Annotated in this window: 15 protein-coding genes; 4 read left to right on the top strand and 11 right to left on the bottom strand. The window is 72.7% G+C overall.

What is annotated here, in order from left to right; all coding sequences use genetic code 11:
• Window positions 1-24 precede the first annotated feature (24 nt).
• Window positions 25-846, top strand: a complete 822-nt coding sequence (locus AS857_RS31020; protein ID WP_063278445.1) for a methyltransferase domain-containing protein — start codon at window positions 25-27, stop codon at window positions 844-846.
• Window positions 847-957: 111 nt separating this feature from the next.
• On the opposite strand, the gene ffh is transcribed toward AS857_RS31020, so the two are convergent.
• The 5 genes from ffh to nsdA all read right to left on the bottom strand — a co-directional run bounded on the left by ffh (window position 958) and on the right by nsdA (window position 8508).
• Window positions 958-2502 (bottom strand): signal recognition particle protein, encoded by a 1545-nt coding sequence (gene ffh, locus AS857_RS31015; RefSeq protein ID WP_058046473.1) that lies wholly within the window; start codon window positions 2500-2502, stop codon window positions 958-960.
• Between the two features lie 76 nt (window positions 2503-2578).
• Window positions 2579-5008 carry a [protein-PII] uridylyltransferase gene (locus tag AS857_RS31010; protein WP_058046472.1) on the bottom strand — a complete coding sequence of 810 codons (2430 nt, stop codon included), beginning with the start codon at window positions 5006-5008 and terminating at the stop codon, window positions 2579-2581.
• A 31-nt stretch (window positions 5009-5039) separates the two neighbouring features.
• Window positions 5040-5378 carry a P-II family nitrogen regulator gene (locus tag AS857_RS31005; RefSeq protein ID WP_058046471.1) on the bottom strand — a complete coding sequence of 113 codons (339 nt, stop codon included), beginning with the start codon at window positions 5376-5378 and terminating at the stop codon, window positions 5040-5042.
• Window positions 5375-6715 (bottom strand): ammonium transporter, encoded by a 1341-nt coding sequence (locus tag AS857_RS31000; RefSeq protein WP_058046470.1) that lies wholly within the window; start codon window positions 6713-6715, stop codon window positions 5375-5377. The genes AS857_RS31005 and AS857_RS31000 overlap by 4 nt, the downstream gene beginning before the upstream one ends.
• A 302-nt stretch (window positions 6716-7017) precedes the next feature.
• Window positions 7018-8508, bottom strand: a complete 1491-nt coding sequence (gene nsdA / locus AS857_RS30995) for a transcriptional repressor NsdA (protein WP_058046469.1) — start codon at window positions 8506-8508, stop codon at window positions 7018-7020.
• 474 nt (window positions 8509-8982) lie between these two features.
• On the opposite strand from nsdA, the gene AS857_RS30990 reads away from it, so the two are divergent.
• Window positions 8983-9660 (top strand): bifunctional DNA primase/polymerase, encoded by a 678-nt coding sequence (locus tag AS857_RS30990; RefSeq protein ID WP_058046468.1) that lies wholly within the window; start codon window positions 8983-8985, stop codon window positions 9658-9660.
• A 161-nt stretch (window positions 9661-9821) separates the two neighbouring features.
• Here the strand turns inward: AS857_RS30990 and ftsY are convergent, their stop codons facing one another.
• Window positions 9822-11066 carry a signal recognition particle-docking protein FtsY gene (gene ftsY, locus AS857_RS30985; protein WP_058046467.1) on the bottom strand — a complete coding sequence of 415 codons (1245 nt, stop codon included), beginning with the start codon at window positions 11064-11066 and terminating at the stop codon, window positions 9822-9824.
• A 219-nt stretch (window positions 11067-11285) separates the two neighbouring features.
• Here ftsY and AS857_RS30980 point away from each other — a divergent pair, with 219 nt between their 5' ends.
• Entirely contained in the window at window positions 11286-12770 is a 1485-nt protein-coding gene (locus AS857_RS30980) for a purine-cytosine permease family protein (RefSeq protein ID WP_058046466.1), read from the top strand.
• 903 nt (window positions 12771-13673) lie between these two features.
• Here the strand turns inward: AS857_RS30980 and AS857_RS30975 are convergent.
• The 4 genes from AS857_RS30975 to AS857_RS30960 form a co-directional block, all read right to left on the bottom strand.
• Window positions 13674-15092: a sugar porter family MFS transporter gene (locus AS857_RS30975; protein WP_058046465.1), complete on the bottom strand. Its 1419-nt coding sequence runs from the start codon at window positions 15090-15092 to the stop codon at window positions 13674-13676.
• A 224-nt stretch (window positions 15093-15316) separates the two neighbouring features.
• Window positions 15317-18928: a chromosome segregation protein SMC gene (gene smc, locus AS857_RS30970; RefSeq protein ID WP_058046464.1), complete on the bottom strand. Its 3612-nt coding sequence runs from the start codon at window positions 18926-18928 to the stop codon at window positions 15317-15319.
• Window positions 18929-19197: 269 nt separating this feature from the next.
• Window positions 19198-19404, bottom strand: coding sequence for a hypothetical protein (locus AS857_RS30965; RefSeq protein WP_058046463.1), 207 nt, complete (start codon window positions 19402-19404; stop codon window positions 19198-19200).
• A 423-nt stretch (window positions 19405-19827) separates the two neighbouring features.
• On the bottom strand, window positions 19828-20109 hold the full coding sequence (locus AS857_RS30960; protein ID WP_058046462.1) for an acylphosphatase: 282 nt from the start codon (window positions 20107-20109) through the stop codon (window positions 19828-19830).
• A 135-nt stretch (window positions 20110-20244) separates the two neighbouring features.
• On the opposite strand from AS857_RS30960, the gene AS857_RS30955 reads away from it, so the two are divergent.
• Complete coding sequence (locus AS857_RS30955) at window positions 20245-21327, top strand: CAP domain-containing protein (RefSeq protein ID WP_107105685.1); 1083 nt, start codon at window positions 20245-20247, stop codon at window positions 21325-21327.
• Window positions 21328-21538: 211 nt separating this feature from the next.
• Here AS857_RS30955 and AS857_RS30950 read toward each other — a convergent pair whose 3' ends face one another.
• The gene (locus AS857_RS30950) at window positions 21539-22135 is read right to left on the bottom strand and encodes a flavodoxin family protein (protein WP_058046460.1); all 597 of its coding nucleotides are present in this window, start codon (window positions 22133-22135) and stop codon (window positions 21539-21541) included.
• Window positions 22136-22214 lie beyond the last annotated feature (79 nt).

The raw sequence follows: 22214 nt of genomic DNA, 5'->3' as shown, positions 1-22214 counted from the left end.
TCTCGGCGGATTGGGGCGCTTTCCATGACACCTACGCTCGTACGGCGGCACCGGCCGTCCTCTTCGTCGCCCGAGTCTCGGGCCCGCGACTGGGCGGAAATCCAGGAACGGATGCTGGTGCCGCTCTACGAAGCGGTGTACGAGCGCCTGGAGGTCGGCTCCGGCACCAGGCTGCTCAGCCTGGGCTGCGGCTCCGGCCTGGCCCTGCTCATGGCGGCGTCCCGGGGCGCCGCGGTCTCCGGCGTGGACCCGGACGGGCGCCGGCTCGCCCTCGCCCGCGAGCGGCTGCTGCCCGAGGGCGCCGGCGCCGCGCGCCTGGGGCACGGGGCCCCCGAGAGCGTCATGGACGCCGACGGCCCGCCCTTCAGCCTCGTCACTGCCTTCGACCCGCTGTACTGCGCGGGCGGCAGTGCTCAGGGCATGGCCACGGCGCTGGCCCGGGCCGCCTCGTGCGCGGAGCGGGGCGCCCCCGTGGTGCTGGCGGGCTGGGGCCCTCAGGAGCGCTGCGCGGCGTCGGGGGCGCTTCGAGTCGCGGCCCGGCTCGCGGACCCCATGTGCGCGCCGGCGCGCTGGCGGCCGTGCGGCCGCGACGACCTGGAGAACCTGGCCCAGCAGGCCGGGCTCCGGCCGGACGGCTCGGGGCGCGTGGCGTGCCCCTACGGCTATGCCGACATGGGCAGCGCGGTGCGCGGCATGCTCTCCACCGGCGCCTTCGACGCGGCCGTCCGCGCCACCGACGAGGAGCAGGTCGTCAAGGAGCTCTCCGAGGCGCTCCACCCCTACCTGCGCCGTGACGGCACGGTGTGGATGCCCAATGTCTTCCGCTATCTGATAGCCCGCGCCTAGCGCAGTGCATGCGACAGCCCCCCGCGGCCTGCTCGGCCGCGGGGGGCTGTGACGTACTGCGGGGCGGGCGCCGCGCGGGGGTGCCGCACGATGCTTTCCGGGACCGTTGGGTCAGCCCATGAACTTCTTGAACTCGTCCGGCAGTTCGAAGTCCTTCGCGTCCTGGCCCGCGGGCAGGCCCAGGGCACCGGCCCCCTGCTGCTCGCGGCGCGCGGCCGCGGCCTGCTCCTCGGCCTTGCGCTTCATCGGGTTGCCGCTCTGGCGCTTGCCCTTGGCCTGCTTCTGCTGCTTCTTCTTGCGGCCGGCGCCGCCGCCCATGCCCGGCAGACCCGGCATGCCCGGCATGCCGCCGCCCTGCGCCATGCGCGACATCATCTTGCGGGCGTCGAAGAACCGCTCGACCAGGTTCTTGACGGCGCTGACGTCCACGCCCGAACCCTTGGCGATGCGGGCCCGGCGCGAGCCGTTGATGATCGTCGGGTCCTGGCGCTCGGCCGGGGTCATCGACTTGATGATCGCGGCGGTGCGGTCGACGTCGCGCTCGTCCAGGTTGTTGATCTGGTCCTTGATCTGCCCCATGCCCGGCAGCATGCCGAGGAGCTTGCTGATGGAGCCCATCTTGCGGACCTGCTCCATCTGCGACAGGAAGTCGTCGAGCGTGAACTCCTTGGGGCCCTTCGCCAGCTTGGCCGCCATCTTCTCGGCCTCGTCCTGGCTGAAGGTCTGCTCGGCCTTCTCGATCAGGCTGAGCATGTCGCCCATGCCCAGGATGCGGGACGCCATGCGGTCCGGGTGGAACGCGTCGAAGTCGTCCAGCTTCTCGCCGTTGGAGGCGAACATGATCTGCTTGCCGGTCACGTGCGCGACCGACAGGGCGGCACCGCCGCGGGCGTCGCCGTCGAGCTTGGAGAGCACCACGCCGTCGAAGCCGACGCCGTCGCGGAAGGCCTCGGCGGTGTTGACCGCGTCCTGACCGATCATGGCGTCGACGACGAAGAGGATCTCGTCCGGCGAGACCGCGTCACGGATGTCGGCGGCCTGCTGCATCATCTCGGCGTCGATGCCGAGGCGGCCGGCGGTGTCGACGATGACGATGTCGTACTGCTTGGTGCGGGCGAACTCGATCGAGTCCTTGGCGACCTGGACGGGGTCGCCCACGCCGTTGCCCGGCTGCGGCGCGTACACGCCGACGCCGGCGCGCTCGGCGACGACGCTGAGCTGGTTCACGGCGTTGGGGCGCTGGAGGTCACAGGCGACGAGCAGCGGGCTGTGGCCCTGGGCCTTCAGCCAGCTGCCGAGCTTGCCGGCGAGCGTCGTCTTACCGGCACCCTGGAGACCGGCGAGCATGATGACGGTCGGCGCGGTCTTGGCGAAGCGCAGGCGCCGGGTCTCGCCGCCGAGGATGCCGATGAGCTCCTCGTTGACGATCTTGATGACCTGCTGGGCGGGGTTGAGGGCCTGCGAGACCTCGGCGCCGAGCGCCCGCTCCTTGACCTGCTTGATGAACGAACGGACGACGGGCAGGGCCACGTCCGCCTCGAGCAGGGCGATACGGATCTCGCGCGCGGTGGCGTCGATGTCCGCCTCGGAGAGGCGGCCCTTGCCCCGGAGGTTCTTGAAAGTCGCTGCGAGGCGGTCGGAGAGGGTATCGAACACGGTGGTCGCGGATCCTTCTTGTTGAGTGTCAAGTCGGCGGCTGACCCCCAAGGGTATCCGCACCCTCCCGGTCCGGTCAGCCGCCCAGCGCCTCCTCCATCGCGCGGGCGACCGCGGAGGCCGCACGGGGCGCGAGCGCGGCCCCGTCCGGGGCGGTCACGTAGAACGCATCCACCGCACTCGCCCCGAGCGTGCTCACGCGGGCGCTGCGCACCCACACCCCCGCCTCCTCCAGGGCCCGCCCGATGCGGTGCAGGAGGCCGGGCTCGTCCTGGGCGCGCACCTCCAGGACCGTGGCCCCGTGCGAGGCCACCGCGGCGACGGTCACGCTCGGCGGGGCATGCACCACGCCCCGCCGGCGCCTGCTGTACGCGGCCTCGCGCTCGGCCAGGCGGCCCGGGACGTCGAGGGAGCCGTCCAGGGCGCGCACGAGGTCGTTGCGCAGACGGGCGGCCTCGGGCGGGGCACCGTACTCGGCCGCCACCCGCCAGCTCAGCAGCAGCGCCCCGTCCACGGCTCGCAGGTCCGCGGCCCGCACCGTCAGGCGGTGCAGCGCCAGGACGCCGGCGGCCGCGGGCAGGACGCCGGGCTGATCGGGGACGGCGATCCGCAGCTCCATGCCGACCGGGGCCGGGGCGCCGTCCTCTGACGGCACCGTGCCCTCCGGGCGGGGCTCCAGGGTCAGCGCCGGTCCGCCCGTACGGAGCGCCTCGCGGGCCAGCCGGAGCACCTCCGGGGCGAGCGGGCCCGGCACACGGGGCCCCTCCTCCCCGCCGCCCGCGAGGGCCGCCGTGGCCCGGCGGACGAGGTCCGCGACGAGCGATGCCCGCCAGGCGCTCCATGCGGCGGGCCCCGTGGCGAGGGCGTCGGCTTCGGTGAGGGCGTGCAGGAGCTCCAGCGTGGCCGTGTCCGTCACGGCGTCGGTGACCGTCCGGACGGTGGCCGGGTCGGTGAGGTCGCGCCGGGTGGCGGTGTCGATGAGCAGCAGGTGGTGCCGGACGAGCGTGGCCAGGACGTCGGTGTCGGCGGTGCCGAAGCCGATCCGGCGGGCGATGTCACGCGCGAGGGTCTCGCCCGTGACGGAGTGGTCGCCGGGCAGGCCCTTGCCGATGTCGTGCAGCAGGGCGGCGACGAGGAGGAGGTCCGGGCGCCCCACGCGGCGCGTGAGGGCGGCGGCCCGTACGGCCGTCTCGACGAGGTGCCGGTCGACGGTCCAGCGGTGGACGGCGTTGCGCTGGGGGCGGCAGCGCACGTGCTCCCATTCGGGCAGGAGCCGGGAGACGATCCCCTCGGCTTCGAGGGCCTCCCAGACGGGCACGGTGGGCGGCCCCGCGCCCAGGAGGGTCACGAGCTGCTCGCGGGCATCGGCCGGCCAGGGCTGCGGCATGGGGCCCGCGGAGGCCGCGAGGCGGCGCACCGCATGGGGCGACAGCGGCAAGCCGGCCTGAGCCGCCGCCGCGGCCGCGCGCAGCGCCAGCACGGGGTCGCGCTCGGGCCGCGCGGTGCGGGCCAGCACGGCCTCGCCCTCCTGTTCCACGACGCCGTCGGCGAGGGAGAGCCGCTCGACCTCGACGAAGCCGCCGCGCCCCCCGCGGCCGCCCAGGATGCGGCGCAGCCGGGGCCGCGTGGAGCGGGCGCGCAGGACCCGGCCGACCTCCCGCCAGGTGACGTCCGCGGCGTAGGAGACCGTACGGGCGGCCTCGTACACCCCGTGCAGGAGGCGGTCGGCGTCGGTGAGGCCGAGGGCCGCGGCGACCTGGTCCTGCTCCTGGAGGGCGAGCCGGTCGGTGGCGCGCCCGGTGGTGAGGTGGAGGGCGTCGCGGACGTCGAGGAGGTGCGTGCGGGCGCGTTCGAGCCCCGCACGGGGCGCGTCGGCGAGCCATGAGGCGGCGACGGCGCGCAGGGCGGTGGCGTCGCGGAGGCCGCCCCGTGCCTCCTTGAGGTCGGGTTCGAGGAGGAAGCGGAGTTCGCCCTGGTGCCGGGTGCGCTCCTCGCCGAGCTCGCGCAGCTCGGCGAGGCGGGCGGGGGCCTGGGCGCGCCAGTCGGCGTAGGCGGTGGTGCGCAGTGCGGCGGTGAGCTGTTCGTCGCCGGCGAGGTGGCGGGCGTCGAGGAGGCCGAGGTGGACCTTGAGGTCGCCTGCGGCCGTGCGGCGGGCCTCGGCGGGGGTGCGCACGGAGTGGTCGAGGGCGAGCCCCATGTCCCAGACGGGGTACCAGACGCGGTCGGCAATGGCCGCGATCTTGGAGATGTCCGCGGTGCCGTCGTGCAGCAGGAGGACGTCGAGGTCGCTGCGGGGCGACAGTTCGCCCCGCCCGTAGCCGCCGACGGCGACCAGGGCGACGCCCCGCGTCTCGCCCAGCAGGGCGCCGAGCCACTGGTCGGTGAGACGGGCGAGGGCGGCGCGGCGCGGCGGCCCGGTGAGCGCCCCCTGGTGCAGGAGGCGCAACCGGGCCGCCGCGTAGCCGCTGGGTTCCGAGTCGGCGGGGCAGGTCTGCGGGTCGGTCAACTCGGCTCCCTTCACGGCGGGCTGGCGGGGTTCAGAGGGCGTCGGGGCCGCGCTCGCCGGTGCGTACGCGGACGACGGTCTCGACGGGGACGACCCAGACCTTGCCGTCGCCGATCTTGCCGGTGTGGGCCTTCTTGAGGATGACGTCGATGACGTCCTCGGCGTCGTCGTCCTCGACGAGGACCTCGATGCGGGCCTTGGGGAGGAGGTCCACGCGGTACTCGGCGCCGCGGTAGACCTCGGTGTGGCCGCGCTGGCGGCCGTAGCCGCTGGCTTCGCTGACGGTCAGGCCCTGGACCCCGAAGGTCTGGAGGGCCTCCCTGATCTCGTCGACGCGGAAGGGCTTGACGATCGCGGTGATGAGCTTCATGCGTCCACCTTCTTGTTCTTCGGAGCGGCGGCCTGCTCCTGGTCGGCCCGCTCCCCGTCGGCCTGCTCCCGGTCGGCCTGCTCGGGGGTTGCGGCCGGCCGGTGAAGGGCGGGCGCGGCGGTGCGCGTGACGGCGCCGACGCCGGTGTGGTCGTAGGCGGTCTCGGCGTGGAAGACCTGGTCGATGCCGCTGATCTCGTCCTCCTCGGTGGCGCGGAAGCCGATGGTCTTGTCCACGAGCTTGGCCAGCAGCCAGGAGACGGTGAACGAGTAGGCCATGACGGAGAAGGCACCGATGGCCTGGCGGCCGAGCTGCGTGAGGCCGCCGACGCCGTCGGTGGCGAGTAGGCCGACGAGGAGGGTGCCGATGACGCCGCCCACGAGGTGGACGCCGACGACGTCGAGGGAGTCGTCGAAGCCGAGCTTGAACTTCAGGCCGACGGCCCAGGAGCAGACCGCGCCGGCGACGACACCGATGAGGAGGGCGCCGAAGGCGTTGACCGCGGCACCGGAGGGGGTGATGGCGACGAGGCCCGCGACGGCGCCGGAGGCGGCGCCCAGAGTGGTGAAGGCGCCGTGCCGGATGCGCTCGTAGGCGAGCCAGCCGAGCATGGCGGCGCCGGTGGCGACCTGGGTGTTCATGGCCATGTTGGCGGCGGCGCCGTTGGCGGCGAGCGCGGAGCCGGCGTTGAAGCCGAACCAGCCGAACCACAGCAGGCCCGTCCCGAGCACCACCAGGGGCAGGCTGTGCGGGCGCATGGGGTCCTTCTTGAAGCCGATGCGCTTGCCGACGACGAGGACCGCGGCAAGGGCGCCGACGCCCGCGTTGATGTGGACGGCGGTGCCGCCCGCGAAGTCGATCACCTTCAGCTTGAACAGCCAGCCGTCGGCCTGCCAGACCCAGTGGGCGACGGGGAAGTAGACGACCGAGACCCAGAGGGTGATGAACAGGGCCCAGGCGCTGAACTTCACGCGGTCGGCGAGCGCCCCGCTCATCAGCGCCGGAGTGATCACGGCGAACATCAGCTGGAAGAGGGCGAAGGCGAAGACGGGAATGCCTTCCTTGCCTCCGGTCAGGGTCTCGGGGGTGATGCCCTTGAAGCCGATGTGGCCGAGATCGCCGAGCAGTCCTGCGCCGACGTCGTCGCCGAAGGCGAGCGAATAGCCGTAGAGCACCCACAGGACGGTGACGATGCCGAGCGAGATGAACGACATCATCAGCATGTTCAGGGCGCTCTTGACCCGCACCATGCCGCCGTAGAAGAAGGCCAGCCCCGGTGTCATCAGCATCACGAGTGGGGCACTGATCAATACGAATGCGGTATCCGCGCCATTCATGGTCGGTGTCTCCTCGAAGCGGCGGCCCGAGCGGGCCGGTTTTCGCCATGAGGTTGGCGCAGCGGGATTTCAGCCGATGCAGCTGGTTGTTTCGCCGCAGTGACGAAGACGGCGGGAGTGTTACGCCCGGGTGAATCGGCCAGGGCGGGCGGGTGATCGCCGCTAACCTTCGCCGCCCCTGCGCCGCTCGCGCCGGCGCACGGGGCCGGCCGCGACGTCCGCCCGGCGTGACCTGGCGTGGGGGAGCCGAGTCGGGCTGTTCGGGAGGAGCGTCGCGGCCGGGTACGGGGGCCGGGTGGTGGTCAGACCGCTTGAACGGCTTCCACCGATTCCGGCAGGTGGACGGTGATCTGCTCGGTGAGGGCGACGACTTCGGCGACGTCCCCGAAATCACGCGCGGCATTGTCGACGGTCTTGCGGAGCCGGTTGTTGACCCGCTCCGAACGCACCTGCTTGGCGATCTTGAGGGCCTTGCCGGCGAGGACCGTGGACTGCTCGGGCTCGCCCTCCATCAGATGGACGGTGGCCATGCCGATGAGGTTGAGCGCATACGAACGGTGGTGCTCGGTGTCCTGCGCGAAGAGCTCGACGGCACGCTCCATCTTGGGGCGGGCGAGGGAGGCGTACGTGGGGCTGCGGCCGGCCACGTAGGCGAGGTCGCGGTAGGAGTGGGCGTTCTCCGCGTTGAGCTCGGCCTCGGAGAAGAAGCGGATCCAGTCGGGATCGCCGTCGCCGGAGGAGCAGTCGGAGAAGCAGTCCTCCGCCATGTTGACCGCGCGCTTGCACTTGGAGGGCTGCCCCATGTTGGCGTACGCGCGGGCCTCCACGGCGTACAGCATCGCCTGGGTGCGCGCGGTGGCCGTCTCCCGGGAGCCGTACTGGCCGAGGTGGATGAGCTCCAGGGCGTCGTCCGGGCGGCCGAGGTGGATCATCTGACGGCCCATGCTGGAGAGGATGTACGCGCCGAGGGAGCGGTCACCCGCTTCCTTGGCGGCGTGGAGCGCCAGGACGAAGTACTTCTGGGCGGTGGGGTGCAGGCCGATGTCGTAGCTCATCCAGCCTGCGAGCTCGGCCAGTTCGGCGGCGGCCCGGAACAGCCTCTTGGAGGTGGCCTCGGGCTGGGGCTCCTGGAGGAGGTCGGTGACCTCGTGGAGCTGGCCGACGACGGCCTTGCGGCGCAGACCGCCGCCGCACTGGGCGTCCCACTGGCGGAACATCATGGTGGTCGACTCGAGGAGGTCGAGCTCGGGGCCGGAGAGGCGGCCCGCGCGCGGGGTGCGGTCCTGCGCGGCGCCGGAGCCGTCCCTGCCGGCGGGGCCGGGGGCCAGCCAGCGCTGCATGGGCTCGATGAGGGCGGGGCCGGCGGACAGGGCGAGCGAGGCGCCGAGGAAGCCGCGCCGCGCGAGCATCAGGTCGCTGCGGGAGAACTCGCTGATCAGCTCGACGGTCTGCGGGCCCGCCCAGGGCAGGTCGACGCCGGAGACGGACGGGGACTGGTGGGCGGAGCGCAGGCCGATGTCCTCGATGCCGACGACGCAGCCGAAGCGCTCGGAGAACAGCTCGGAGAGGATCTTCGGGATGGGCTCGCGCGGCTGCTCGCCGTCGAGCCAGCGGCGCACGCGCGAGGTGTCCGTGCTGATGTGGTGGGCTCCCAACTGCCGTGCCCTGCGGTTGACCTGCCGCGCGAGCTCGCCCTTGGACCATCCGCTGCGCAGGAACCAGGAGCCCAACTGCTCGTTGGGGCGCTTGTCAGCCTTCTCGGCACCGCCGGTGCCGCTGCCGTTGCCGCCCACCTGGAAGCCCCCATCCCGAACTCTGCTGTCTGTGCGTGAACCGTGTGAACCACGCACAGCTTGCCGCTTTTTGCGGCGGCCCGTGCGGCGATGCACCCCCGGGCCGCGAGGAATTCCGGCCGGGCGACGAGACGGTTCATGCCTCCGGCATACCCACCGGTGGGGCGCATCTCCCATGGGTTCGTGCACCGAAAGTAATCCTACGATCACGGCTGACGCGAGAGCAGTCCAGTAAACGCCACCATTCGCCACCCCAAGGAATGAACTCAACCGCACCTCCACGCGATTGACTTGACACGGGACGATCAGGGAGGGCCCAGGGACGGAGTGGATCGACGCACGCCCCGGCGCATGGTCGGCACCGCACCACCCGTCGCACACCGTCACGCCGCCGCCGGAAGGGATTCGACAACGGTCCGTGTTCGAGACACTCCGACTCGTAACCATCCGCGAGCACGACCCGTTGGAGGGGGCATGGGCTTCACAATCGGCGGCATCCGGGACCTGCGCTCGAGCTCTCGGCGCCGCGGACGCGCGTACGAGTGCGTCACGACGGTGGCGGAGTACACCGGGCTGTGGGGGTGGGATGTGGTGCCCGGCGCCCGCGCCTCCCGCGGCGGTCGCCCGGCCGGCGCGGTCTGTTCGTGCGGTGCCGACGACTGCCCCTCCCCCGGCGCACACCCGCTCTCCTTCGCCCCACGCGTGCCCGCGGGCGCCACGCTGGACGCGGCGGCGGCCGCATGGGCCGAGGTGCCGGGCGCGGCCGTGCTGCTGCCCGTGGGGCGCTCCTTCGACGTCCTGGAGGTCGCCGAGGCCGCCGGGCGGCACGCCCTGGCCCGCCTGGAGCGCATGGGGCTGCCGCTCGGCCCCGTGGCCCTCACGCCGCACGGCCGGGCGCTGTTCTTCGTCGCCCCCGGTGCCGCCGACGAGCTCCCCCAGCTGCTCTACCGCATGGGCTGGGACGACGCCCGGCTCGACCTGCGCTGCCTGGGCCCCGGGGAGCACGTCACCGCACCGCCCTCGGACCACGCCGGCCTCGGCCCCATGCGCTGGCTCCGCCCGCCCACGCTGGACACCGCGGGCCGCCCCCCGCACGCCCGGCTGCTCCTCGGCACCCTCGCGTATGTGTGCCACCGGTCGGCGGCGTCCTGAGCCCCGGCGGCCTTCCGGCCGGGCCCCACACGAAAGGGCCCCTTCCGCAGCTGCACCTGCGGAGGGGGCCCTTTCTCTCCCGGACGCCGCCCGCCCGGCCTGCGGAGCGCCCCGGGGGGGCGCTCCAGCGGGACCGGCGTTGCGGACGGGCGTACGGCGCGTCAGTCGCCGATGAGCGCGTCGACGAACGCCTCGGGCTCGAACGGGGCGAGGTCGTCCGCCCCCTCGCCCAGGCCGACGAGCTTCACGGGTACGCCCAGCTCACGCTGGACGGCCACGACGATGCCGCCCTTGGCGGTGCCGTCGAGCTTGGTGAGGACGATGCCGGTGATGTTGACGACCTCGGCGAAGACACGCGCCTGCACGAGGCCGTTCTGACCGGTGGTGGCGTCCAGGACGAGCAGGATCTCGTCGACCGCGCCGTGCTTCTCGACGACCCGCTTGACCTTGCCGAGCTCGTCCATGAGGCCGGTCTTGGTGTGCAGGCGGCCGGCCGTGTCGACCAGGACGACGTCGGCGTTCTCGGCGATGCCCTCCTTGACGGCGTCGAAGGCGATCGACGCCGGGTCGCCGCCCTCGGGCCCGCGGACCGTGCGGGCGCCGACGCGCTCGCCCCAGGTCTGCAGCTGGTCGGCCGCAGCCGCACGGAAGGTGTCGGCGGCGCCGAGGACGACGGACTTGCCGTCGGCGACGAGCACGCGCGCGAGCTTGCCCGTGGTGGTGGTCTTACCGGTGCCGTTGACGCCGACGACCATGACGACGCCGGGCTTCTCCTCGCCGTTGACACCCACGCCGGGCTCGGTGTGGACGCTGCGGTCGGCGTCGGTGCCGATGAGGGCCAGCAGCTCCTCGCGGAGCAGGGCGCGCAGCTCCTCGGGGGTGCGCGTGCCGAGCACCTTGACGCGCTCGCGCAGGCGCTCGACGAGCTCCTGCGTGGGGGCGACGCCGACGTCGGCGGTCAGCAGGGTGTCCTCGATCTCCTCCCACGTGTCCTCGTCGAGGTGCTCGCGGGACAGCAGGGTCAGCAGACCCTTGCCGAGGGAGTTCTGGGAACGCGAGAGACGGGTGCGCAGCCGCACGAGGCGGCCGGCGGTGGGCTCGGGCACCTCGACCGCGGGCGCGGCGGGCGCCTCGGGCTCGGCCGGGGCGGCGGGCGCCTCGGCGGGGGCTTCGGCGGCCGGCGCCTCGGGGGCCGGGAGCTCGACCTCCTCCACGGTCCGGCGCGGCTCGGCGCTGGGGGTCTCGGCCTCCTCGCCGACGTGGGGCTCGGCGGGCGGCGCGGTGACGGACGGGCTGCTCGGCGGGGCCGGGGGCAGCTGCTTCTTCTTACGGCTGCTGACCACGAGCCCGCTGATCGCGCCGAGCGCGACCACAGCGATGACTACAGCAAGGATGACGATTTCCATAACGCCCCCAGTATCGGACACCGCGGCCCCGAGAGGCGGCCTCGCCGGCGACGTCGCCGGTGACGTGCGCCTTTGGAGATTGCGACAAGGACCAATGGCACTAAAAGCCTAAACTTGGAGCAAAGTACGATGGCGTGGGGCTGTGCGACGCGCGTAGAGTCCCCAAAGACCTTTTCTGCCCGGCTTCCCGCCCCGCTTCACCCGCACGGAGCCCCCCACATGGACAACGCGTCCAACCTGTCCACCGCCGAATCCGGCGGCGCGATAGAGACCCGCGGCATCGAGCCCGTTCCGGATCACGAGCGACACGGCCGGGTCCGTGAGCTCATCCCGACCTGGGTCGCCGCCAACATCAGCGTGCTGCTGCTCACCATGGGCGCCGCCCTGGTGGTCTTCAACGAACTGAACTTCTGGCAGGTCCTGATCGTCGCCGCCTGCGCCGCGCTCGCGTCGTTCGGCATGGTCGGCGTCCTGTCGGTCTCCGGAAAGTGGGGCGGCGCGCCCGGCGCGATGCTCTCCCGCGCGACGTTCGGCGTCCGCGGCAACCTCTTCCCCGGCGCGATCCTGTGGGTCGCCCGCTTCGGCTGGGAGACGATCAACGCGGTCACCGGCGCCTACGCGGTGCTGACCGTTCTCGACCTGCTCCTCGGCGTCAAGAGCAACACCGCGCTGATCGTCATCACGCTCTTCGCCTTCGTCGCCTGCACGTTCCTCGTGAGCGGCATGGGGCGCAAGGCGCTGAACGTGTGCAACAAGTGGTCGACGTACCTCTTCGGCGTCTTCAGCGTCCTGGTGCTGGGCTACCTGATCGCCAACATCAAGTGGGACGAGGTCTTCTCGAAGCCGGCCGGCACCACCGCGATGATGATCGCCGGCATCGGCACCATCGCCGCCGGCGGCATCAGCTGGGTCCCCACCGGCCCCGACTTCGCGCGCTACCTGCCGCACGCCGCGTCCGGCAAGAAGATCGTCACCGCCACGGTCTCCGGTGCGGGCGTCGTGATGGTCCCCATGGTCCTGATGGGCGCCGTCATGGCCGTCGCCACCCCGGGCCTGGCCGACGCGCCGGACCCGGTCTCCTTCCTCGGCGACATCCTGCCGACCTGGCTGGCCGTGCCGTACCTGATCACCGCCATCGTCGGCATGCTGCTGATCAACAGCCTCTCGATGTACTCGGCCGGTTTCACCGCCCAGACCATGGGCGTGAAGCTGCCCCGTGCCATGGCCGTCAGCATCAACGCCATCATCTCGCTGGTCGGCGGCCTGCTGCTGATGCTGGTCGCGAAGAGCTTCCTCAGCTCCTTCATCACCTTCCTGATCCTGCTCGCGGTCTCCTTCTCCGCCTGGATCGGCGTCTACACGGTCGACATGGCGCGCCGCAAGGCCCGCGCCGTGCGCTACGACGCGGAGGCGCTGATGGACACCGGCCGCACCAGCCGCTACTGGTACGTGGGCGGCTTCTGCTGGCAGGCGATGACGGCCTGGACCGTCGCGCTGGCCGCGGGCATCTGCTTCACCAAGTGCGACTGGTTCACCGGTCCGCTGGCCTCGACGTTCGTCGGCAAGTACGGGCTGGGCTGGGCCGCCACGATCGCCATCTCTGCGCTGATCATGGCCGTGCTGCCGGTGCCGCGCGAGGTTGCCGCGGCGGACGCCGCGGGTGCCGCCGCCGGCGACGAGGAGCGCGTGAAGGTCGGCGCCTGACGCGCCGCCGCCGCTAGCCGAACGCGGGTGCCCCCACCGTCCTGACGGTGGGGGCACCCGCGTTTTCGCCTCGCGGCGAGCGGTGCGCCGGGCGCGTAGCGCCGCGGGGCGGCGTGGGGCGGCGTGGGGCCGCGTCGGGCCGCGCGGCGCGGGGTGGTCCCGCCGCTACGGGCCTGCTGCGGGGCGGTACGGCACCGCCGGTCCGCGGCGCTGTGGCTGAGCACCACAGCGGCGGAAGACAACGGCGCGTGAGGCCTGCCGGAAACGACGGGAAGCACGCGGCAGTACCCGACGAGGCAGGCCGGTACGGCACCGCCGGGCCTCGGCGTTGGGGCTGAGCACCACAGCGGCGGAAGGCAAGCGCGCACGAGGCCTGCCGGAAGCCGACGGGAAGCACTCGGCAGGCAGGTACGGCACCGACGGGCAAGCACGCAGCAGCACCCGACGCGACAGGCCAGTCCGGCGCCGCCGGGCCTGCTGAGCGCCGCGGCGGGGAGGGAGTGTGCTGCGGCCCGGGAATCGACGGGACGCCGCGTGCAAGGCTCGGCTTCGGTACGGCCCTGCTTGAGGTCGGTCCAGCGCCGCCCGGCACGTGCGCTGCGGCTGCGCGGCGCGGCGGCAGGAGGGACTGCGCGGCGGGCCGCGAACCCGAGGGGCGCCCCTCAGCAACGGCTCGGCTTCGTGCATGGGGCGCGCCCCGCGGTGACAGCGCGGCGCACTAGGCCCGGCCCCGTACGGGGCCGCCGGTCCCCGCCGTTGCAGCTGGCCGCGCCCCGCGCCCCACCGCACGGGGCCGCGCCCCACGCCGCCGCCCCGCCCGCACCCGTACGCAAACAGGACGCTGCCCCGGCTCGTCGGTGAGCCGGGGCAGCGTCCTGTTGAGGAGAGGGCGGCGGGGGGGGGTTAGCCCATCTCCTCCAACGCCTTGCCCTTCGTCTCCTTGACGTACTTGAGCACGAAGGGGATGGAGAGCACGGCGAAGACCGCGTAGATGACGTACGTACCGGAGAGGTTCCAGTCCGACAGGCTCGGGAAGCTCGCGGTGATGACCCAGTTGGCCACCCACTGGGCGGAGGCGGCAACGCCGAGTGCCGCGGCGCGGATGCGGTTGGGGAACATCTCGCCGAGGAAGACCCAGACCACGACGCCCCACGAGAGCGCGAAGAAGAGCACGAAGGCGTGCGCCGCGACGAGGGCGACCGTGCCCTGTGCGGTCGGCAGGGAGCCGTCGCCGGCCTGCGCGGAGAAGGCCCAGGCCTCGAGGGCGAGGGAGACGGCCATACCGGCCGAGCCGACGATGGCGAGCGGCTTGCGGCCGACCCGGTCGACGAAGATCATCGCGATCACGGTGCCGACGATGTTGATGATCGACGTCGTGAAGGAGTACAGGAAGGAGTCGCTCGGGTCGATGCCGACGGACTGCCAGAGGGTGGCCGAGTAGTAGAAGGCCACGTTGATGCCGACGAGCTGCTGGAAGACCGACAGGCCGATGCCGACCCAGACGATGGGCAGGAAGCCCGCCTTGCCGCCGAGGAGGTCCTTGAAGGTGGACTTCTCCTCGCTGTGCATCGCCAGCTCGATCTCGGCCACGCGCTTGTCGAGGTCGACGGTGTGGCCCTCGACGTCGGCCAGCACGCTCTTCGCCTTGTCGATCTTGCCGACGGAGATCAGGAAGCGGGGCGACTCGGGGATCGCGAAGGAGAGCAGGCCGTAGAGGACGGCCGGGACGACCATGACGCCGAGCATCAGCTGCCAGGCCTCGATGCCCAGGAGGTGACCGCGCTGGTCGCCGTCGGCGAGGTTGAGGATGCCCCAGTTGACGAGCTGCGAGACGGCGATGCCGACGACGATCGCGGCCTGCTGGAAGGAGCCGAGGCGGCCGCGGTAGGCGGGCGGCGAGACCTCGGCGATGTACGCCGGGCCGATGACCGAGGCCATGCCGATGGCGATGCCGCCGAGGACGCGCCAGAACGCCAGGTCCCACAGGGCGAACGGCAGGGCCGAGCCGACGGCGCTGATCGTGAAGAGCGTCGCGGAGATCTGCATGACGCGGATCCGGCCTATGCGGTCCGCGAGCCGGCCCGCGGTGGCGGCGCCGATCGCGCAGCCGATGAGGGCGATGGCGATGACCTGGGCCAGGGCTGCGGAGCCGATGTCGTACTTCCCGCGAATGCCCTCGACCGCGCCGTTGATCACGGAGCTGTCGTAGCCGAAGAGAAAGCCACCCATGGCCGCGGCCGCGGTGATGAAGATGACATGGCCGAGGTGATCCGGCTGGGCCTTGCGGCCCTCGGACCCCTGCGCCGTCGCAGTGCTGGTCAACGTGTACTCCTGAGGCCCGGCGGCACTGCCGGGCGTGGGGGGCTGGCACTTCAAGTGGGGCACAGGACTTGGGGGCCCACCACTTGAAGGTATTAGCAACGCTGCAGACCCTATGTCTTCATTTTCTTAAGTCAATAGGTCGTAACCAAGAAGTTTCCAGGAGGCTTCCCACACGTTGAGTTCAACACTTGAAGAAGTGAAGCCGCTACTGCGCGATTACAAGATCAACGCAGTCGCTGGCTGATCACCTTCGAGACGCCGTCGCCCTGCATCGAGACGCCGTAGAGCGCGTCGGCGACCTCCATCGTCCGCTTCTGGTGCGTGATCACGATCAGCTGCGAACTCTCCTGGAGCTCCCTCATGATCCCGATCAGCCGCTGGAGGTTGGTGTCGTCCAGCGCCGCCTCGACCTCGTCCATCACGTAGAACGGGCTCGGCCGCGCCTTGAAGATCGCGACCAGCAGCGCCACCGCCGTCAGCGAGCGCTCCCCGCCCGACAGCAGCGACAGGCGCTTGACCTTCTTGCCCGGCGGCCGCGCCTCGACGTCCACACCGGTGGCCAGCATGTCGTCCGGGTCGGTGAGGACGAGCCGCCCCTCGCCGCCGGGGAAGAGGCGGGAGAAGACGCCCTCGAACTCCCGGGCCGTGTCCCGGTACGCCTCCGTGAAGACCTCTTCGACGCGCTTGTCGACGTCCTTGACGACCTGGAGCAGGTCGCTGCGGGTCTTCTTGAGGTCCTCCAGCTGCTCGGAGAGGAACTTGTGCCGCTCCTCCAGCGCCGCGAACTCCTCCAGCGCCAGCGGATTGACCTTGCCCAGCTGCTGATAGGCGCGCTCGGCGGCACGGAGCCGCTTCTCCTGCTCCGCCCGTACGTACCGCACGGGGCGGTTCCTGGGGTGGTCCGGGTCCTCCGGCAGCTCCTCGCCCTCGGCCGGCGGGGACGGCGGTACGGGCTGGTCCGGCCCGTACTCCGCGACCAGGCCCGCGGGTTCGACGCCGAGCTCCTCCAGGGCCCTGGCCTCCAGCTGCTCGATGCGCAGCCGCTTCTCCGCGCCGAGCACCTCGCCCTTGTGCACCGTGTCGGTGAGCTTGTCCAGCTCGCTCTTCAGCTCGCGGCCCCGGTTGCGTTCGGCCGCCAGGTCGCGCTCCCGGGCGCCCTTCGCCTCCTCGGCGCTCCGCTTCTCCTCGTCGGCGCGCACGAGGGAGACCTCGACGTGCGCGAGGAGCTGCCGGGCCCCCGACGCGACGGCCGCGGCGACGCGGGCCTCGTGCTGCAGCCTGGCGCGGCGCCGCTCCGCGCGGGCCCGTGCCTCGCGCTCGGCGCGGGCCGCCCGGTCCAGGCCGTCCGCCCGTCCCGCGAGGGCCTTGACGCGCTCCTCGTGCGTACGGACCTGGAGGCGCGCCTCCATCTCGGTCTGCCGGGCGTTGGCGCCGTCCGCGGCGAGCCGGTCCCGTACGGAGGTGTCGGGCTCCCCGTCGCCCTCGGCCGGGGCGGACTCCTCGGCGACGGCCAGGCGCTCGGCCAGCTCCTCGGCCTCCTCGCCGGCCCGCGCGAGGGCTTCCTCGGCACGGGCCACGGCCGCGGCCGTCCGGCCGGCCTCGTCGGCCGCCGCGCGCGCCTGCCCGGCGAGCCGCCCGAGGGCCTGGGCGACCTGGGACTTCTCCCGGTCGGCCGCGCTGCGCAGGGACGCCAGTTCCTCCACGCGGGCGGCGCACTCCGCGCGCCGTGCGGCCGCGGCGTGCTGGGCCGCCTGCAGGCCGTCGCACCGTGCGTCCAGGTCGGCCAGTTCGGCGGTGGCCTCGTCGACGGCGGCCTGGACCTCCAGGAGGCTCGGCGCGCCGCCGGAGCCGCCCTGCGCGAAGTGGGCCCCGAGCAGGTCGCCCTCGGCGGTGACGGCGACGGCCCCGGGCCGTTCGCCGACCAGTTCCTCGGCGTCCTCCAGCGTCGGGACGACCACGACGTCGCGCAGGAGTGCACGCACGGCGTCGAGGACGGGGGTGGGCCCGTCGACGAGTTCGAGGGCGGGGCGGGGGCCGCATGGGGCGGTGTTCGCTCCGCCCCGTGCGGGCGGCTGCACGGGGCCCGGTGCGCAGGCCGCTGCCGCGCCGCGCTCCAGGCCCCGTGCCACGACGAGCGCCGCCCGCCCCGCGTCCTGCTTGCGCAGCAGCCGCAGTGCTTCGGCCGCCGTGGCGGTGTCGGTGACGGCGAGTGCGTCCGCCGCGGCGCCCAGGGCGGCCGCGACGGGCAGTTCGTAGCCGGGAGCGACGGTCAGCAGTTCGGCCGCCGGGCCCAGCAGCCCGGACAAACGATCCTGCGCCGCCAGCAGCGCCCCCGTGCCGTCCTTGCGGCGCAGGCCCAGGGCAAGCGCGTCGCGGCGGGCGCCGGTCGCCGCGCGGCGGCGTTCGGTGGCGGTCGCCTCCTCGCGCGCCTCGGTCAGTGCGGCTTCCGCGGCGGCGAGTTCCTGCTTGGCGGCCTCGTGCCGGCCGGCCAGCTCGGCGTCCCCCGCGTCGAGCCCCTCGACCTCGGCCTGCTGCCGCTCGTACTCCTCCTGGGCGGCGGCCGCCCGCTCCCGGGCCTCGTCACGGGCGGCGGCCAGCCGGTCGATCTCGGCCTGCGCGGAGGCCGCCCGGCCGCGGGCGGCGGTGACGCGGCCCTGAAGCCGGGCGAGCTCCTCACGGTGGTCGGCAATGGCGCGGGCGGCGTCACGCAGGCGGCGCTCTTCCTCCGCGAGCTGCCGCTCCAGGGCCGCACGGTGCTCGGTGGTGTCCTCCAGGGCCCGGCTCGCCGCCTCCAGGGCGGCCTCGAGTTCGGCTTCCTGCTCGCGGACGCGGGCCGCCTCGCGCTCCAGGTCCTCCGGGTCGCGGCCGCGCCGCTCCTCGGCGGGGGCGGAGGTGGCGCTCGTGACGCGGGCGTCGGCGAGTCCGACCGTGCCGCGCACGCGCTCGGCGAGGCGCGAGAGCTCGTACCAGGTCTGCTGGGCGGTGGCCAGGCGCGGGGCGAGCGTGCGCACCTGCTCCTCCAGGGCCGCCTCACGCTGCAGGGCGGCCTTGAGCTCGGCCTCGGCGCCGTCCTTGCGGGCCTTGAGGGCGGCCTCGTCGGCGAGCTCTGCCCGCAGCGCCTCCCGGAGGGCGACGAGGTCGTCGGCGAGGAGCCGCAGGCGGGCGTCGCGCAGGTCGGCCTGGATGACGGCGGCGCGGCGCGCGACGGCCGCCTGCCGGCCGAGCGGCTTGAGCTGCCGCCGGAGCTCGTCGGTGAGGTCCTGGACGCGGGCGAGGTTCGCGCGCATCGCGTCGAGTTTCCGCAGCGCCTTCTCCTTGCGCTTGCGGTGCTTGAGGACGCCCGCCGCCTCCTCGATGAAGGCGCGGCGACCGGCGGGGTCGGCGTGCAGCACGGAGTCGAGCTGGCCCTGGCCGACGATCACGTGCATCTCGCGGCCGATGCCGGAGTCCGAGAGCAGTTCCTGGATGTCGAGCAGCCGGCAGGTGTCGCCGTTGAGCTGGTACTCGCTGCCGCCGTTGCGGAACATGATCCGCGTGATGGTGACCTCGGAGTAGTCGATCGGCAGGGCTCCGTCGGAGTTGTCGATCGTGAGGGAGACCTCGGCGCGGCCCAGCGGCGGGCGGCCGGTCGTCCCGGCGAAGATCACGTCTTCCATCTTGCCGCCGCGCAGGGACTTGGCCCCCTGCTCGCCCATGACCCAGGACAGGGCGTCGACGACATTGGACTTGCCGGAGCCGTTGGGCCCCACGACGCAGGTGATCCCGGGCTCGAAGCGCAGGGTCGTCGCGGAGGCGAAGGATTTGAACCCCCGCAGGGTCAGGCTCTTGAGGTGCACGCGGAAGGACTCTACCGGCCGGGCCTCTACGGGAGCCGCCCCGGACGGCATGCTGGCGTGCCGCGCCCTTCAATTGGTTTCACCTGGGAAGGGGCAGGGCACATCAGTCGTTAGGGGCGCACCGAAAAGTGGGAAAAAATAGCCGCAACCGCTGGGAAACACCACGACGATACGATGATCTGAAATGACGAAGGGACGCCGAAGCGTCCCTTGCAACTCTCAAGCGGCTGACAGTGCAGCCCGACCGGCCCCCGGGGCAGGGCCTCCGGTCAGGCGAGCGCAGGCTCCGCCTGGGAAACGTCGATGCTGTCGAGCAGCGAGTCGCCGTGGTGAGCGGCGGCAGACAGCGCGTCATTCTCGGCCTGCATCCGGATGAGCTCGGATTCGAGGTCCTGGACACGCTGCTGAAGCCGTCGCATCTCGGCGAGGACTCGGGGGTCGGAGCCGCCGACGTAACCGAGAAGCGCCTTTGCCATGATGGATGGTCCTCCACACTGAGTGACCGACCGAAGCGGTGTGGGTCGTGAGGGATTCGCACCCGCGGTGTCTGCCATCGCTACTGCAGTCTTCAATGCCAAACAGCTAAGGTGCGCGGGGCTTCCAGAGTCTCACCAAAAAGTTTGACGGTCAACACGATCACACCCCGTATCCGCGGGCGTCCCGGGGGGCGCGGCGGTCAATGCGCGGCGCCGGCACGGCCGGGGCCCGGAGGGGCGTGGAGATCATCCGTTGCCTCGCAGCCTTCCACGCCCGGACCGTCTTGGCAACCATCAGGGAATTTCTCTCCCACGCATATGCCAAAGGCATATCACTAAGGTCATCGTGACCCTCGCCCCCCGCTCTTCACGGCCCCCGCGCACGCCCTCCCGGACCATTTCCCGTTTTCCGAACCGTTATGGTCAGCGGATCTCGAACCCGTCATAACCGCCCCGCGGGTCACCCCAGATCTCGGTGACACCTTCCACCCGCCCGGGCGTGTCGCCCGCCCGCAGCCAATCGAGCAGAAGTTCGCACCCCTCGCGCGGGCCCTCCGCGACGACCTGGACCCTTCCGTCGGCCAGATTCGACGCGAAGCCGGCGAGTGCTCCGATGCGCAAAGCGTTCTCCCGCGTGAACCACCGGAAGCCGACACCTTGCACATGTCCACGGACCCACGCCGTGAGACGGACATTCTCGTTCATGTCTGCACGCTAACCGGCCAATTGCATAATCAGCACTTCGACCCCTCGTCTATTGCCGTACAGTCGCCGGTCGACAGGTCTCCCCTCCCCGTACGAGTGACGCACACCGAGCCGAACACGTAAGGAAGGCAGCGGATGGGTCGCCACCGACGCTCTGCCCCCAGGACCGCAGGCAGCCCCGTCCCCGCTCCCCCGCAAGCCGGGAGGACGAGCGGCGCCTCCGCCCCCGACCCCTCCGACGATCCCGGCGCCACGGCCGGGGAATGGCCCCCTGATCCCCGGCGGTCGCGTGCCCGGCCGAAGACCCCGGTACGTACGGGGCTGCTGGGCGCGTCCGCCGCCATGGCCATGGGTGTGGTCGCGATGACCTCCGGCCTGTTCTCCGGCGGGGGCACCCTCCAGCTCGGCAACGACGGCCACGGCGGCGGGCAGGTGCGGACCGAAGAGCCGCCCGTCACCGAGTTCACGCGGCCCGACGCAGGGCCCTCCGGCCGCGGCCAGTCGCACGTGAGCCGCAACGCCGAACGGCCTCCCGCACCGCACGGGGACACCGCAGTGCCCGTCGGCGCCGCCTCCTCCCCGTCCGGCCCGCCGGCAGCACCTGCCGACGGGGCTCCGGGGCCGCAGGGAGCGGGCAACGGACCAGGCGGCGAAGGGGGTACGGGGCCGGGCGGCGGCTCCGGCGATGCGCAGGCCGCCGACGCTCCGGGCCGGGAAGGCGCAGCCCCGGCGCCCGATGCCCAAGCCCAGGCGCAAGCCCAGGCCCAGGGGCGGACCCGGGTCGCCGACCACGCGCAGCCCGCCGGGCAGGAACAGCAGGCGGCCGATCAGGCTTCTCTGTACCCGTCGGTGGCGCGGCAGTTGCTCGTCCTGGTCAATCAGGAGCGGGCCAAGGCGGGCCTCCGGCCGCTGAAGGCCAGCGCCCGGCTGACGGGGCTCGCCCAGGCGTTCAGCGACGACATGGCGCGGCGCGGATTCTTCAACCACACGGACCCGGACGGCCGCACGCCATGGGACCGGGCCGCCAAGCACGGCATCCGGAACCTCGGCGGGGAGAACATCGCCCGCGGCCACCCGGACGCCCGCGCCGTGATGGACGCCTGGATGCACAGCGCGGGCCACCGGGCGAACATCCTCAACCGCGACTACCGCACCCTGGGGATCGGGCTGAACACCAGCGCGAGCGGCCCTTGGTGGACGCAGGACTTCGGTTACTGACCGCCGCGCGGTGCGCGGCGGGCTGCCCCATGCGGCGGGTGCGGCGGGCCCGCCCCATGCGGCGGCAGGGACGGCCTCATGGGGGTGTCCGAGGAGCGCCTCATGCGGTGCCCGCAGCCTGCCCCGTGCGGCGACCAGGGCTCGCCTCGTGCTGCTGTCCGGAGCCCGCCCCATGCGGCGCCTGACGCCCCGTGGGGGCCGACCCGGCGGCTCAGAGCGCGGCGCGGCCGGCGACCGCGACCCGGGCGGCCTCGGCCACCCGCGCACCGAGGTGCTCGGCGGTCAGGATGTCCGCCTTGTGGACGCCCTCGGTGCCCTGGTCGGCGTTGCTCTGCGCTGCCGCACCGAGGAAGAAGCCGAGGCGGTTGAGGTCGTTCTCGGAGGCCACGGAGCTGTTCCAGCCGGGCAGCAGGCCGAGGCCCACCCAGTGCATGCCGTGCTGCGCGCCCAGGAGCGAGAAGTACTGCAGGGTGGCCAGCTTGTCGCCGCTCTTGGAGGCGGAGTTGGTGAACCCTGCGGCGATCTTGTCCTGCCAGGCACGGTCGGCCCAGCGGCCGGAGGTCTGCTGGGCAAAGGCGTGGAAGGCGGCGCTGGCGGTGCCCATGTAGGTGGGCGAGCCGAACACGATCGCGTCGGACGCGTCGAGCTGCGCCCACTCGGCGTCCGTCATCTCGTCGACCTTGACCAGGTGGACGGTCGCGCCGGTGTCGGCGGCGCCGTCGCGGACGGCCTCGGCGAGGACGGCGGTGTGGCCGAAGCCGGAGTGGTAGGCGACGGAGACGACGGGCTGGGGCAGGGCGGCGGTCATGGGGCCTCCAATGGACGGGTGCATGCCGGGCGGCACACGGCGGCGTGTGCCGAGCGGCACGACCAGAAGGAAAGCACTA

This window comes from Streptomyces roseifaciens (genome assembly GCF_001445655.1).
GTDB classification, from domain to species: Bacteria; Actinomycetota; Actinomycetes; order Streptomycetales; family Streptomycetaceae; genus Streptomyces; species Streptomyces aureoversilis.
The sequence above is the reverse complement of the archived record's forward strand: the minus strand, read 5'-3'. Positions and strand labels throughout refer to the sequence as shown.